This window comes from Mesorhizobium sp. M1334, from assembly GCF_040317995.1.
Classification (GTDB): Bacteria; Pseudomonadota; Alphaproteobacteria; order Rhizobiales; family Rhizobiaceae; genus Mesorhizobium.
Genome location: NZ_JAMYLM010000036.1, coordinates 1 through 13,697 on the forward strand (window position 1 = coordinate 1; position 13,697 = coordinate 13,697).

Below are 13,697 nucleotides of genomic sequence, written 5' to 3' on the forward strand. Positions count from 1 at the left end.
GCGCCTGCTCGCCGGGCGGGGTCTCGAAGCGAACCTCGTATCCACGCTCCGCCGCGGCAGGACGGACGTCGCGCAGGAAGTCGGTAACGGCCGTGTAGCCGCCGCCATAGCCGAGGTCCTTCAGTTCGCGGAAAAGCCGGCTGCCGGTGAGCCCGGGATATCGCGTGACCCGTTCGCGAAGATAGGCTGTGAAGGGATCGATCACCGCCTGACGCGGCTTGCGCGGTCCGTAGGCCGGAGCCTCGAGCCCGCGCGCAATGTATTTGCGCACCGTCTTGCGGGTCGATCCCGCTCTCCCTGGCGATCGCCGACACCGACAGGCCCTGCCGATGCAAATCCAGTATCATCATCATCTCCCCGATCTTGATCACCGAAATCCCTCTCCCGACCATCAGGAGAAGCATCAACGATCACGCGCCGCCGGTCTCCCCGGAGCGCGCTCCGGAAGACCGGCGACAGCGCTAAACTGGGGAAGATTCAAACGGCACTTCTGGGGAGTATTGAGCCGGCATCGACAGTCATATCACCGAGGGCATCACGGCCAACAGCTTCCACATGGGCAACAGCCTCGCCATTGAGCCGAATATGGTCGCGAGCAGATCACCAACGAAGCGGTCGGAACCTCGGAGCCGAAGTTCGACGCCGAGGTGGTTCGCATGATGCGCTAAGCAGCACCACGGCGCTTGCCGGTATGTTTGCTGCCGGCAGCCGACGAACTCCTATCCTCCTGGACAAGGGCGCCGTGCGTCATTGCTTTGATTTACCGGCCGCTCAAGGCTTCCACAGTTTTCGCTTTCGAGGCGACCTTTGGAACATGCCAACGGAAATTTAACATAACGACATAAACATTTCTTTATGCGGCGTTGACAGAGAAGCTAACTGCTGTAATTGTCTCCCGCGTCGTGGTTCTCCGTACGGCGCTGCCGCAGCGGAGCTAAGAGGGAAGCCGGTGCGATGCCGGCGCTGCCCCCGCAACTGTTAGCGGCGAGCCAACCCCACTCATGTCACTGAGGCGAATAGCCTTGGGAAGACGGGTAGAGGCTATGACCCCGCGAGCCAGGAGACCTGCCACGGCGAATTACGTCCACGGGCGGGGTGTCTCGGTGGCCGCTGCAGCCTGGCGTTCGTGCCGGCCTGCTAGCGCCTTCCTTGTCACCGACGCCCCAACCATCGGGGTCTGGCATGACTGTCTCTCAGCAAATTCCTGTAGCAACGCTCGGCGTGCCCCGCTTCGGTCGTCGGCGAGAACTGAAATTCGCGCTTGAAAGCTACTGGTCCGGAAAATCGTCCGCTGCCGACCTTCTCACGACGGCGAAGGCGCTCCGTGCCGCTAGCTGGGAGGAGCAACGCGATCGCGGCGTGTCGAAAATCCCGTCGAACGACTTCTCGCTTTACGACCATGTGCTCGACACCGCAGCCATGGTCGGCGCCCTTCCGTCCCGTTACGGCTGGAATGGCGGCGAGGTCCCACTCGACATCTACTTCGCTATGGCGCGCGGCAACCAAGGTCAGACGGAGGATTGTGGGCACGGTGGTCACCAGCATGCGGCTCATCGGCCTGGCGTAGCCGCGATGGAAATGACCAAGTGGTTTGACACCAACTATCACTACATTGTGCCGGAACTAGACGATGATCAGACGTTCGCTCTTTCGTCGACGAAGCCGGTTGATTACTACCTCGAGGCTAAAGCCCTCGGCATTCACACACGCCCAGTCATCCTTGGACCGGTCACCTTCCTCAAGCTGGCTAAATCGCCTGCCGAAGGCTTCGATCCCATCGCGCTCCTACCACGGCTTCTGCCCGTCTACGAGCAACTCCTGCGGAGCTTGAAGCTGTCGGGCGCCGATTGGGTGCAGATCGATGAGCCAGCGCTTGTCCTCGATCTGAACCCGAACGAACGAGCTGCGTTCGAATTCGCCTATGGCCAGCTGTCGAAAGCCGCGCCCGAGCTGAAGATCATGCTGGCTACCTATTTCGGGCCGCTGGGAGACAATCTCGAAACCGCGGTTTCTCTGCCCCTGGCCGGGCTGCATATTGATCTCGTGCGCGCTCCCGAGCAGCTGGAAACGGTGGGTCGGCTCGCACCGAAGGATCTGGTGCTCTCGCTTGGCTTGATCGATGGCCGCAACGTCTGGCGTGCGAACCTGCCCGCCATTCTCGACCGCATCAAACCGATCGTCGCCGGCTGGCCCTTGGACCGCGTCGAGATCGCGCCTTCTTGCTCGATGCTGCATGTGCCGATCGACCTCCGCATGGAGACGGAACTCGACGCGGACATCAGGTCGTGGCTCGCCTTCGCGGCCCAGAAGACCGACGAGTTGGTGTTGCTTGCCCGGGCCCTGTCCCAAGGCAGGGATGCGGTGGCAGGCGCGTTGAAAGCGTCTGCCGAGGCTGCCGCCACTCGCGTGACATCCACGAAGATCCATGACCCGCTGGTTGAGGGGCGGATCGCCAGCATTGACGACAGCATGAAGCGACGAGAGAGCGCTTTTGCCGAGCGCTCCAGAGTCCAGGCCGGCACGCTCGGGCTGCCGCCGTTCCCGACGACGACCATCGGGTCCTTCCCGCAGACGCCGCAGGTACGCAGGGCGCGGGCCGCTCATGCGAAGGGCCAGCTGAGCTATGTCGACTACGAGACCTTCCTGAAGAAGGAGATCGAGGCTGCAATTCGCTGGCAGGAAGAGATCGGGCTGGACGTGCTGGTGCACGGTGAGTTCGAACGAAACGACATGGTACAGCATTTCGGCGAGCAGCTGTCCGGCTTCGCCTTCACCCAGCATGCCTGGGTGCAGAGCTATGGGTCGCGTTACGTGCGCCCCCCCATCATCTTCGGCGACGTATCGAGGCCCAATCCGATGACGCTGCGCTGGTGGCAGTTCGCCCAGTCGCTTACGGAAAACCCTGTGAAGGGAATGCTCACAGGCCCAGTGACCATTCTCAACTGGTCATTTGTTCGCGACGACGTACCCCGCTCCGAAGCATGCCGCCAGATCGCGCTCGCCATCCGCGACGAAGTGACGGATCTCGAATGGTCCGGCGCAAGGATGATCCAGATCGATGAGGCCGCGTTTCGCGAAGGATTGCCACTGCGCCAGTCTGATTGGAACGACTATCTCGACTGGGCTGTCGAATGCTTCCGGATCGCTTCAACGGGTGTAAAGGACGCGACTCAAATCCATACCCACATGTGCTATTCGGAGTTCAACGAGATCATCGACGCGATCGCTGAAATGGATGCGGATGTCATTTCGATTGAGACGTCGCGCTCGAAAATGGAACTGCTGGACGCCTTCACGAGCTCCAAATATCCGAATGAAATCGGGCCCGGAGTCTACGACATTCACTCACCACGGGTCCCGGAAGTCGGCGAGATTTCGGATCTCGTCATGCTTGCCCGCGAGCGACTGTCCGATGCCCAACTGTGGGTAAACCCGGACTGTGGCCTCAAAACCCGCAAGTGGGAGGAGGTCCGCCCTGCCCTCATGAACATGGTTGCTGCAGCACGCGCGCTCCGGGAGAAAGTGTAGGCCGGAAGGTTTCCTGGTTGCTCACCATGTGGTGAGTTACCGGCTGCCGCATGTCGGCTGTGAATGTGCCAAAACGCGATCACATCCTTTGAAATAAGTCACTCGAGTGAGAATGTGCACTTTCCTTCGGCACGTGTATTAATCGCGCAGGAGTAAAGGGTACCGTTTTCTCCCTGTGACGTGTCGAGTTCGAAGGGGATGTGATTGGCGTCGAGACCGCTCCGGCCATGGGTTATCAGCATGCCAAGTGCACTGTTCTCGATCAGTTCGTAGAGGACTTCTCGGCTCGGTTCATCGAAATGCGCGGGTACATACATGATAGTTCCTTTCACTGGCCGCCGGGTTCGCTATTCACCGGTTGACATCCGATGGCAAGCGTTCCAACGCGGCGGCGATCTGGCGCTTCGCTGCTGAGGGCAGAGGCAGGATGGGACGCGGGGGGTTGGCACGGCAAATCTCGAGCAATTCGGCAAGTGCATAGACGACGCGAAGGCTCGAGAACTCCTTGAAGAGGCTCCAGAGCGGCGCAAGCGTGGCATCGATCCGTCGCGCTTCGGCCGCATCGCCCTGTTGCGCCGCCGTGACGATCTTCACGCAGACCTCGGGCAGGATGCCGGCGAGGACGCTGTACCATGTGTCGGCGCCGGCGATCATGGCCTCTGCGGCGTTCCAGTCGCCGCTGTAGCCGATCGAGAACCCTTCCGGCACAGTGCGCCTCTGGTCGGCCAGATGGCTCTTGATCGCATCGCCCTTGTCTGTCGGATTCTTGATAGCGACGATCCCCCGCACCTTTGCCAGGCGGCTGACGAGTGCTGGGGTGAAACGGAAATGCGTCGTTCCTGGATTGTCGTAGATGACGATCGGAAGGCCACTTTCGCGCGCCACCGTGGAGAAATGTTCGAACACCTCGTCATCAGTGAGCGGGGTGTAAGAGGCGGCGGCAAGCAACCCCGCGGCAGCCCCAAGGGCCTTAGCGTCCTGCGCGAGCCTCACTGCTTCGTCGGTGCGCAGCGCGCCCACACCCACCACGACCGGCATTTGTCCCCCGGTTTCGTCCAAGGTCTCGGCGAGCGCCCGTCGCCGTTCCTCGCGCGTCAGATACATGTAGGTGCCGGTGCTGCCGAGAAGACCGATGGAGTCGACCTGAGCGGCGCCAAGCCGAGTAATCAGCCTGCGCAGAGCAACGGTATCGACGCGGCCGTCACGATCGGCGGGCGTGATGGGAAACGCGGAAAGACCGCTCAGGAATGCCATGGCAAGGCTCCAGGTTTGTGCGTGAGCGCAGGACTGGCCGGACGACAGGTCATCACAAGGCGTCCAGAGCCCGCCGCAGGTCGGCGATTAGGTCATCGACGTCTTCAAGACCCACCGAGAGACGCATGAGGTCCTCGCCGACTCCATCGGCCAGATGCGCATCCTTGCGGATCGGCTGACGAGCACGGGTCAGGCTTGCCGGATGATAGATGAGGCTGTCGGCATCGCCGAGGCTGACAGCCCGGGTGATCAGGTTGAGCCGGTCCATCATCCGCCGCGCGCCCTCGAACCCAGCGTGGAGGCCAAAGGCCAACATGCCCGACCCTTGGGACATCTGCTTTTGCGCCGTCACCTGATCAGGGTGCGAGTCGAGGAAGGGATAACTCACCCATGCCACCGCCGGGTGCGCCTCGAGCGCCTGAGCCACCGCAAGGGCAGTGGCGCTGTGCCGTTCCATGCGCAGCGTGAGCGTCTTCAGACCGCGCAGGATCAGGAAGGCTGACATGGGCGAGAGCGCTGCGCCGGTGATGTAGCGCAGCCCCGTTTCGTGCAGCGTGCGGAGCGTTTGCGCGTCGCCGAGAATCGCCCCGCCAAGGGCATCGCCGTGCCCATTGATGTATTTGGTCAGCGAGTGGAGCACGAGGTCTGCCCCATGTTCGAGCGGCCGCTGGAGCGCGGGGGAGGCGAAGGTGCTGTCGACTGCAATCTTTACACCGCGCGCGTGGGCGCGCTCGGCAATGGCAGCGATGTCGAGGATGCGGCTCAGCGGATTCACCGGCGTCTCGAAGAAAACAAGCCGGGTCCGCTCGGTGATCGCGGCATCGAGATTGTGAGGATCGGACAGGTCGACGGCGACGACCTTGATGCCGAAGCGGGGGACCGCCTGTTCGACCATGGCAAGCGTGTTCGCATAAAGCGTCCTGTGGACGATGAGTTCATCGCCTTGGGACAGGAGCGACAGGATCAGCGTCCCGAAAGCCGCCATCCCCGAGGCAACGACCAGACCTGCCTCGGCTCCTTCCAGATTGGCGAGCCGTTGCTCGAGGATCTCCGTCGTCGGATTGTATTCGCGCGCATAGAGCCTTCCGCCAAGCGCGGCGGCGGCCTCGTTCGCTGCCACGCTTTCGAATCCATAGGTCGAGGTCAAGAAGACTGGCGGCTGAACGGCATTGGAAAAGCCGGCGGGATCGTAGCCATGATGGATCGCCCGAGTGGCGAATCCGGGACCGGTGTCGTTGAGCGACCGCGTGAGAGCATCGGTTTCCGATTGATAGGAGCGGGTCATTCGGCCTCTAAGATCTTGCTTGGGTTTCCGAAAGATTGACGGCAAACTGGCCAATGTGAAATATCCAGTTGGCGATGAATGAAATGGTCCAGTCTTCAAGTGCCGGTTCTGCAGGTCGCACGCACGCGATGGGTGCACGCCAGATCTACGAGGCTCTTCGCGAGCAAATCCTCGGCGGCGTCTATGAAACCGGTAGTCAGCTGCCGTCCTCCCGAGGCCTCGCAAATAACCTTGGGGTTTCGCGAACGACGGTGACGGTCGCCTATGAGCAACTGACCGCGGAAGGTTTCATCGAAGTCCGTCAAGGCGCACGACCTCGCGTTGCATCCTCGCTGATCGGTCCTGAGACGAGCCGCACTGTCGCGAAACGAGTCGGCCCGGTTCATCTGTCCGCCTATGGCGAACGACTGCGCGTCACGCCGCCCTGGCCGGATTATCTGCCGACTGGACTGAAGGTCGATTTCCGCTATGGCGACCTGGCGCCGTCAGACTTCCCCGCATTGGTCTGGAAACGTGCGATGAACGAGGCGATGGGGCAGCGCCCGTTGCGTCTTGCCTATGACGATCCTCGCGGCTCGCGCCGGCTGCGCCAGGCGCTCCAGGGCTATCTCTGGCGCGCCCGAACCCTGAGCTGCGACCTCGAGCAGATCATCATCGTCAACGGTTCGCAGCAGGGCCTAGATCTGTGCGCTCGCCTGCTTCTCGATCCCGCCGACCGCTTCGTCATCGAGGACCCGTGCTATAGAATGGCGCGTCAGGTCTTTGCCAGTACGGGTGCCTCGCCCGTTCCGGTCACCGTCGACGAGGACGGGATGAAGACGGAGTTGCTGGCGGGGATCGGGGCACGACTGGCCTATGTCACGCCATCGCATCAGTTTCCGCTGGGCGGCGTCATGCCGATCGCGCGCCGCCATCAGCTTCTGGAATGGGCGCGGCACAACAACGCCTATGTGATCGAGGACGACTACGACAGCGAATATCGCTACGATATCAATCCGGTCCCTCCGCTGCACAGTCTCGAGGACCACGGGGCTGTCATCTACCTCGGCACGATCTCCAAAACGCTCTCGCCGATGCTGCGTATCGGCTATCTCGTCGTCCCGACGGAATTGCAGGAGGTCTTCGCTACCGCCAAACAATTCGCGGACCGGCATTCGCCGGTGGCTGAACAGGAGGCTCTGGCCTGTTTGATCGAGAGTGGCGGCTACGAAAGCCATGTGCGGCGTGTGCGCAGGCTGAACGGCGAGCGTCGGGAGACGTTGTTGGGCGCCTTGCGGCGCAGCTTCGGAGATCGCATCGCTGTCCAGGGAGCAGATGCCGGACTGCACGTCGCCGTTTGGTTCAACGACCTGCCGCGGTCGCAGGAAACGACCCTGGTCGAAGCCGCCCGAGGGGCGGGCCTGGGGCTGCACCTGATCTCGCCCCTTTACGAGCGGCAATCGGACGAAGGCCACATCGATCGCGTCGGGCTTGTCATGGGCTATGCCGCCTTGAGCATTCGGCAGATCGAGAAGGGCGTTGAGATCCTGCGAGCGGTTGTCAAGCAGGTGCAAGACGCGTTGCCGGGACACGGTGGCTAAAACGGCGGGGACGTGGCGTGCTGGCGAGGAAACCGACCCTTGGGCTGAACCGCATTTCGTTGCAAAGCCAACTGGACTGGGAATACGCCATGCAACTGGTGCTGTTGATCAGGCCAGTTTGGCGGCAGATTTTCGTGCGAGACAAATTTCCGAGAGCGATGCATGACCTGGCAAGGAAAGCTGCTTCACATCCATATCGCGCCTGCTGCCTCCTATGAAATGGAGGAGCTAGCGGAGGCGCAGCTTATTGCCGGCCGAGCGGGCTCGAGCACCCGCAAGACATAATCGACGATCTCTACCAGGCCTTGTCCACGGCCGAATGATGGAATTATCCAGCGCATGGTGCGGCATGCACTATGCCGATGCCAGAAGATCTGGACGCTCGACAAGCACCTTTCTTCAAACATTTCCCGAACGACCGGCAGCGCAAAGCCTCCCCATGAGAAAAGAGATGAGAAAAGAGCATCCCATGTCTTTCACGCCATTGATTGACCCCGAGATCAAGGCCCGCTACCCGGATTTTCATCTGATCAGCATTGCGGTGCGGAACGCTGAAATCGACGTGCCGGATGCACAGGCGTTGAACGACACGATTGCGGCGGCGGAACAGGCGGCGCTTCGCGATGACGCCCAAAGGGACGCGCATCTTGCGGCGTGGGCCGTTGCCTACGAGGCTTTCGGCACAAAGGCCAATCGAACGCCGTGCTCGGCCGCCGCGCTTCTCAAGCGGGTGCGGAAAGATGGCTCTCTCCCGCGGATATCCCCACTGGTTGATGCCTACAATGCCGTCAGCGTGTTGTATGGCGTTCCGATTGGCGGGGAGGATCTCGATCTCTACCAGGGGGTCCCGAGACTTTTAATTGCGAAGGGAGCGGAGCCATTCGACACGATCCAGCAAGGTGAAATGCTAACCGAGCATCCTGAACCGGGCGAAGTCATCTGGTGCGATGATGCCGGTGTCACGTGCCGCCGCTGGAACTGGCGGCAGGGGCGGCGCACCATGGTCACGGTCGATACCCGCGCCATGTGGCTCGTGCTGGAAGCCCTCGGCCCAATGTCAGCTAAACAGATGACGGCCACCGGAGAGCATTTGATGGGACTTATCCAAGCGTTGTGCCCGGGTGCGCGAATCGAAACCGCGCGAATCGACGAGTCCACTACATCTCGTGTTCCTTAGGGCATGGCCCCATCTTTCGGAGAAACACCCCACTCAGCCCTGTCCGGATCTGGCGCTCCTTGCTCGCTCCGCTGGCCTACACAGTTGATTGCGAACGACCCAGAACGGCTCTCGAAAACGAGCGTCGAACGAAATCAGATCACTGCTTGTTCTCCCTTAGCGTTGTTTGGCGTACTTTTATCGCGATGCCTCCAGTGGGGATGGTCCAAATTGCGCAAGCTCGGTCGAGTGATCGCGGAGAAGCTTAATGTCGACTACATCGAAATTCATGGAGCGGTACGGACAACGGGTGCGAACCCGGGACGTCGTCCCGGTGTCGTCAGGCTCTCCCGTCCGACTGAGCCTCAGTTTTCTTCACGGCGCGAATACTCCTGAGGCCGCCCGGATTCCCGTTAAGAGACAGCTGCCGCTCAGGACGGCCCACGCGATACTCACGGAGATGGTCGATCACAGCAAGGCGTTCGTGACGGTTCCTTGCGTCGACGACCTATTGGCACTGAAGAATGAACTGTCGTCCGCAGGCGTGATCGCGAAGGTTCATGCGCCGCGGCCGATAAGTGTTCGCGAAGTCCGGGATCGCACGAAGCTCTCTCAGGAGGCATTCTCCGTGAGGTATGGCCTCGATCTGGCAACGCTTCGAAACTGGGAGCAAGGTCGCTCGAAACCGGATGCAGCGGCGAATACTCTCCTTTGGACCATCGCCCGGAATCCGGAAGCAGTCGAAGAATCGCTGGACATGGAGGACGGAGTGGCTGCCCCTTCGCCCTAAGGGGGCCGATCACTTCGGCGCGCGGCAATTCGGCCGCCAGCGCGATGGCCGGCCGCCGCGCGGTATCGACAGCGCGCGAGCCTCATGCGTCAGACGCCTTCCTTGGCATGTCGCACGCCAGATCCCAAACATGATTCCATCGCAACGAGCTGGTGACGGAAGCAGTGTCTGCACTTTGGAAACGAGCCATTTGCGTTCTCATGGACGTCGCGACTCGTCTCGTCCAGTAAAAGTCGCAATCATTGTCAATTGCGATGTTCCGCAGTTAGCTGGCCGTTTATTTTCCTAAGATCTGCGTTATAGGCCGGGGTGTTGTCGCCGTTTCGGCGGGTAAGATGGGATAGGCGACCTCGGGTGCCTTTCCGGTCAGCGAGTTGAGGAAGGCAACAAGCAGGTCGACTTCTTCGTCCGCCAGTACCACGCCAAGCTGGGTGGTTCCCATGATGGCAACGGCCTGTTTCAGATCCCAAACCTTGCCCGAATGAAAGTATGGCGCGGTGAGTGCAACGTTGCGCAGCGGCGCCACGCGGAAAACATAGGAATCGTCGGCTGCATTGGTGACCGCAAATCGGCCCTTGTCTTTTTCCGGCAGGACCTCGGCGCTGGGCTGTTCCACGAGGCCGAATGGGTAATAGGCTTGCCCACCAACGTTGATACCGCCATGGCAGGACGAGCAGCCTTTGTCCATGAAAAGCGCCAGGCCCTGTTTCTGTTCGGAAGTCATGGCGGCGTCATCGCCATTCAGGAAACTGTCGAAGGGGGCCGGCGTGACCAGTGTCGCCTCGAAGGCTTCGATTGCCTTGGCGAGGTTGTCGAAGGTGACCCGATCGGCTTCAGCCGGAAAAGCTGCATCGAACCACTCGACATATTGCGGCATGGACTTGAGCGTGGCGATGACTTGGCCCGGTGTATTGGCCATTTCGATGCCGGCTTGGACCGGTCCCTTCGCCTGAGCCTTCAGGTCTGCGGCACGACCATCCCAGAACTGGGCGATGTTGAAGACAGCGTTCAGTACAGTCGGCGCGTTGCGCTGTCCCTTCTGCCAACCATGGCCGATCGAGGTTTCATGATTGTCGTCGCCGCCGGTGGCCAAGTTGTGGCACGAGTTGCACGACAAGACGCCTGACGCCGAGACGCGTGGATCGAAGAACAGTGCCTTGCCGAGAGCGATCTTCTCCGGGGTGATCGGGTTATTGGCGACTGCCCGCGTGGTGGGTGGCAAAGCCTTGAAAGTGGCCAGTGCCGTTTCTCTGAGGTCTGCGGGGATCGAATCCGCAGCAAAAGCGGTGGCTGTCAGCAAGGGGACAGCCATCGTACTGAATAGGATTTTCATAAATGATCTCGCTGCGTCGTGCACGCAGCCACTCTGGGATATGCAGCTCATGAACGCCCTGCGCTAGATCAGTTGCGGGAGAGGACCGGGTGGTCTGACATCTGTTTTCGCGGCAGAGCTTGGACCGTCCCGGAATTGAACGCTCTTCTCGATTGGATTTCAGGGAGGCGGAGGATCGCTGCTCGGCAAGCGGCGGCGCCGGAGCCCGGAGCCCGGAGCCGTGCTTCGGTTCTCTCTGCGCCTTCAACTATGAAGAAATCGGGGCCACCGTGTCCGATTCGGTTTGGGGCCGGTTATCTGTTCCGCAGCAGGTCCTGCTCGACTTCCGCCTGCCTTCGCCAGATCGACGTGGGCCCAAATCGATCCGCGATAGTGTCTTGTAGCACCTTTGCGGGACGATCTTATTTCGACTGTGGAGGATTAAACGAATTTCAAAGGCGCCGAGTAGCTGTTTTGATTGGCTTGTGAGGCCTATAGCCTCCATCGAGCGAATATTGGCAGACGATGGAGCACAATTTTGGCTTCGTTATCACCTTGCTTCAATGGGACAACTGCTTTGCAATAATTACAGGGCAATTTACCATCATGAATTTGAGAGAACCAAGTCCCACGCAGTGATTTTCACATCGGAAGCGTTGCAGTCCTGTCGCGATAAGCTGATTTAAAATACAACAAGATGATTAACATCGCCGTAGGGCGCAAAATATTGTTTGTTCTCTATAGTACGCTCCAGATGCCGGCGAAATCTCGATACAATACCCTCGTCGGCGTACCCGCTCCAGCCTCACATACGACTGCGACGCCTATACTTGCGCTTTCCACCGCCCGACATGCAGGCAGCGAGCCATTGCATCGCGGAGGTTGCATCTTTCAATATGGCCACCTGTTCCCCAAAGCGGAAAAAAGTATAGCGCGCTGCGCTCGCAAGTATTCGTCCTTTATATGCATCAAAGCACGCCCTGAGGGCGGCTTCGTAGATCCGGTCTCTGCGATCTTCTGGCCGTTCGTTGAGAAAATCGATAGCATCCGCAGGACTGGCAATCTCTTGCACGATGTACGCTGCACGCCTTACGAAAAGTGGGCTGCTGAAAGTCCCTGAGCTCATTCGTTCCTCCCGACCTGCTGAACCGCTAGTTTGCGTAAGGCGCCTCCTCTACACCCGCCCACCATTGCGGAATGTGTTGTCACAGCGATAGCGGTTCAATAGCAAAGCAGCGGCGTGATGTGCTCGGTTTACCAGGGGTCCAATCCCTAACATCCTGCTGCGAGAGCGGCTCACCGGATGAATCTACATCGTTTCGACCATTGGGAATCAACGCTTGATAGTTCCTCCACGCGCCACCAGGAAGCGGCCACTGCTCTGCCACCGATTTCACAGCCAAAAAGAGAATGGCGAAACAGGAATAGCCCGCTTCGTTTCGAGATTACTGGTCATTTTGGCGCAAAGCTTACGGCCGAGACGCGCCTGAAAATGCGCAAGCACCGCGGCAGGTCGCCAACAACGTTACGCATCAACGGTCATGACGGCGCGATACTGCGCCATAGATCTCGCTGGACGAGCATCGCAATAATCCTGTCGAGACCTTGGTTGCTTTCAGCGGAGACCGCCACTATGAAGCGACGCTTCGCCGACTGTGTTTCACGCCGCCTGGAGAGTTTCATGACAGAAGAAGCCGAAAAAAACATCAACACCCTCATCGAGCTCACGGCCGATGTCGTCTCAGCCTATGTCTCCAACAATCCGATCCCGGTGGGGGATCTCCCTGCCCTCATCGGCCAAGTGCACGCGGCTCTGAAAGGGACGGCGGAAGGTGTCTCTGCAAAAGAGCCGGTTGCCCTTACGCCTGCAGTCCCGATCAGGAAGTCGGTGACACCGGACTACATCATCTCCCTTGAGGACGGGAAGAAATTCAAATCGCTAAAGCGCCATCTGTCGACCCACTATGGGCTGACGCCGGATGGATATCGGGCCAAATGGGGCCTGTCGGCGGATTATCCCATGGTCGCGCCGAACTACGCCGCGGCGCGCTCGTCATTGGCCAAGACAATGGGGCTCGGCCGCAAACCGAAAGCGCCGGAAGCGCCGGAGCCGGCGCCGACGAAGCGAACCCGCAAGAAGGTCGCGGCTTGATTTCGGCAATCGAGATTCGTTCTGGAGCGTTGCAGACATCGGCTTAATCTGCGCGTCATATAAAAAGGCGGGGCCAACCCCGCCTTCCTTTCAAACAACTTTGTTTCATGAGGCATTCGCGACGCCTGCAGCAATCTGCTGCCCTCAGTTTTTGCTCGCTCCTATCGAGCGGCCGTGAGGAGCTCGGGACCTACGCGCCCACTCTTGCCAAGACGCAGGAGAAAATTTCAACCAGCTTTGCTGAGGCTGCCAGCGGAGGATTTGCCGGTGCGGCGATCCTGCTCGATCTCATAGTTGATCTTCTGGCCGTCAGCGAGGGTCGAGAGGCCCGCGCGTTCGACAGCGGAAATGTGGACGAAAACATCCGGACCGCCATTGTCGGGCTGGATAAATCCAAACCCCTTGGTGCTGTTGAACCACTTTACCGTTCCAGTAGGCATATACGTGTTCCTCCTTAACAATTGCAACGTGGGCAGGCCATTAGGCCTCCCGAGTCATAGCCGAGACTTGGGCGCAGCAAAAAGCGAAAAATTGTTAAGCCCCGATCAGCTGGCGCACTCCATTTTGGCCGTAGTCGCCAGCAAGCACTGTCCTACACTACCGCTCGAACATGGCCGGAAGCGCCCGATTCTTCCAACGC

Annotated in this window: 11 protein-coding genes, 2 pseudogenes and 1 riboswitch; of the genes and pseudogenes, 6 read left to right on the top strand and 7 right to left on the bottom strand. The window is 60.0% G+C overall.

From position 1 onward, the window contains the following. Positions 1–371, bottom strand: a pseudogene (locus tag NKH17_RS31020) (helix-turn-helix domain-containing protein); the annotation flags it as partial. 515 nt (positions 372–886) lie between these two features. Continuing rightward, a riboswitch (cobalamin riboswitch) is annotated at positions 887–1,087 on the top strand. Positions 1,088–1,182: 95 nt separating this feature from the next. Here NKH17_RS31020 and metE point away from each other — a divergent pair. Next, complete coding sequence (gene metE, locus NKH17_RS31025; RefSeq protein WP_352973240.1) at positions 1,183–3,528, top strand: 5-methyltetrahydropteroyltriglutamate--homocysteine S-methyltransferase; 2,346 nt, start codon at positions 1,183–1,185, stop codon at positions 3,526–3,528. A 98-nt stretch (positions 3,529–3,626) separates the two neighbouring features. Here metE and NKH17_RS31030 read toward each other — a convergent pair whose 3' ends face one another. Genes NKH17_RS31030 through NKH17_RS31040 form a run of 3 tightly spaced genes read right to left on the bottom strand, consistent with a single transcriptional unit; the run spans position 3,627 to position 6,067 of the window. Then, positions 3,627–3,845: an FMN-binding negative transcriptional regulator gene (locus NKH17_RS31030; RefSeq protein ID WP_352517525.1), complete on the bottom strand. Its 219-nt coding sequence runs from the start codon at positions 3,843–3,845 to the stop codon at positions 3,627–3,629. 34 nt (positions 3,846–3,879) lie between these two features. Beyond that, complete coding sequence (locus NKH17_RS31035; protein ID WP_352973242.1) at positions 3,880–4,782, bottom strand: dihydrodipicolinate synthase family protein; 903 nt, start codon at positions 4,780–4,782, stop codon at positions 3,880–3,882. A gap of 52 nt (positions 4,783–4,834) precedes the next feature. Further along, complete coding sequence (locus NKH17_RS31040; RefSeq protein ID WP_352686168.1) at positions 4,835–6,067, bottom strand: trans-sulfuration enzyme family protein; 1,233 nt, start codon at positions 6,065–6,067, stop codon at positions 4,835–4,837. Positions 6,068–6,150: 83 nt separating this feature from the next. Between NKH17_RS31040 and pdxR the strand changes: the two genes are divergently transcribed. The 4 genes and pseudogenes from pdxR to NKH17_RS31060 all read left to right on the top strand — a co-directional run bounded on the left by pdxR (position 6,151) and on the right by NKH17_RS31060 (position 9,593). Then, entirely contained in the window at positions 6,151–7,647 is a 1,497-nt protein-coding gene (gene pdxR, locus NKH17_RS31045; RefSeq protein ID WP_502910643.1) for a MocR-like pyridoxine biosynthesis transcription factor PdxR, read from the top strand. A 162-nt stretch (positions 7,648–7,809) separates the two neighbouring features. Continuing rightward, positions 7,810–7,905 (top strand): annotated as a pseudogene (locus tag NKH17_RS31050) (MOSC domain-containing protein); the annotation flags it as partial. A gap of 211 nt (positions 7,906–8,116) precedes the next feature. Continuing rightward, the gene (locus tag NKH17_RS31055; RefSeq protein WP_352973245.1) at positions 8,117–8,824 is read left to right on the top strand and encodes a B3/B4 domain-containing protein; all 708 of its coding nucleotides are present in this window, start codon (positions 8,117–8,119) and stop codon (positions 8,822–8,824) included. A 439-nt stretch (positions 8,825–9,263) separates the two neighbouring features. Then, on the top strand, positions 9,264–9,593 hold the full coding sequence (locus NKH17_RS31060; protein ID WP_352778791.1) for a helix-turn-helix domain-containing protein: 330 nt from the start codon (positions 9,264–9,266) through the stop codon (positions 9,591–9,593). Positions 9,594–9,870: 277 nt separating this feature from the next. On the opposite strand, the gene NKH17_RS31065 is transcribed toward NKH17_RS31060, so the two are convergent. Then, positions 9,871–10,926: a cytochrome-c peroxidase gene (locus tag NKH17_RS31065; protein WP_352822123.1), complete on the bottom strand. Its 1,056-nt coding sequence runs from the start codon at positions 10,924–10,926 to the stop codon at positions 9,871–9,873. Positions 10,927–11,710: 784 nt separating this feature from the next. After that, the gene (locus NKH17_RS31070; protein WP_352973246.1) at positions 11,711–12,031 is read right to left on the bottom strand and encodes a DUF982 domain-containing protein; all 321 of its coding nucleotides are present in this window, start codon (positions 12,029–12,031) and stop codon (positions 11,711–11,713) included. Between the two features lie 555 nt (positions 12,032–12,586). On the opposite strand from NKH17_RS31070, the gene NKH17_RS31075 reads away from it, so the two are divergent. Beyond that, on the top strand, positions 12,587–13,057 hold the full coding sequence (locus tag NKH17_RS31075; RefSeq protein WP_352452644.1) for a Ros/MucR family transcriptional regulator: 471 nt from the start codon (positions 12,587–12,589) through the stop codon (positions 13,055–13,057). Positions 13,058–13,284: 227 nt separating this feature from the next. On the opposite strand, the gene NKH17_RS31080 is transcribed toward NKH17_RS31075, so the two are convergent. Then, positions 13,285–13,497 (bottom strand): cold-shock protein, encoded by a 213-nt coding sequence (locus NKH17_RS31080; protein WP_023679670.1) that lies wholly within the window; start codon positions 13,495–13,497, stop codon positions 13,285–13,287. Positions 13,498–13,697 lie beyond the last annotated feature (200 nt).

What these genes read in the sequence shown, in the direction of transcription:
- metE (WP_352973240.1), top strand. Translation starts at nt 1,183, where the DNA reads ATGACTGTCTCTCAGCAAATTCCTGTAGCAACGCTCGGCGTGCCCCGC.
- NKH17_RS31030 (WP_352517525.1), bottom strand. Translation starts at nt 3,845, where the DNA reads ATGTATGTACCCGCGCATTTCGATGAACCGAGCCGAGAAGTCCTCTAC.
- NKH17_RS31035 (WP_352973242.1), bottom strand. Translation starts at nt 4,782, where the DNA reads ATGGCATTCCTGAGCGGTCTTTCCGCGTTTCCCATCACGCCCGCCGAT.
- NKH17_RS31040 (WP_352686168.1), bottom strand. Translation starts at nt 6,067, where the DNA reads ATGACCCGCTCCTATCAATCGGAAACCGATGCTCTCACGCGGTCGCTC.
- pdxR (WP_502910643.1), top strand. Translation starts at nt 6,151, where the DNA reads ATGGTCCAGTCTTCAAGTGCCGGTTCTGCAGGTCGCACGCACGCGATG.
- NKH17_RS31055 (WP_352973245.1), top strand. Translation starts at nt 8,117, where the DNA reads ATGTCTTTCACGCCATTGATTGACCCCGAGATCAAGGCCCGCTACCCG.
- NKH17_RS31060 (WP_352778791.1), top strand. Translation starts at nt 9,264, where the DNA reads ATGGTCGATCACAGCAAGGCGTTCGTGACGGTTCCTTGCGTCGACGAC.
- NKH17_RS31065 (WP_352822123.1), bottom strand. Translation starts at nt 10,926, where the DNA reads ATGAAAATCCTATTCAGTACGATGGCTGTCCCCTTGCTGACAGCCACC.
- NKH17_RS31070 (WP_352973246.1), bottom strand. Translation starts at nt 12,031, where the DNA reads ATGAGCTCAGGGACTTTCAGCAGCCCACTTTTCGTAAGGCGTGCAGCG.
- NKH17_RS31075 (WP_352452644.1), top strand. Translation starts at nt 12,587, where the DNA reads ATGACAGAAGAAGCCGAAAAAAACATCAACACCCTCATCGAGCTCACG.
- NKH17_RS31080 (WP_023679670.1), bottom strand. Translation starts at nt 13,497, where the DNA reads ATGCCTACTGGAACGGTAAAGTGGTTCAACAGCACCAAGGGGTTTGGA.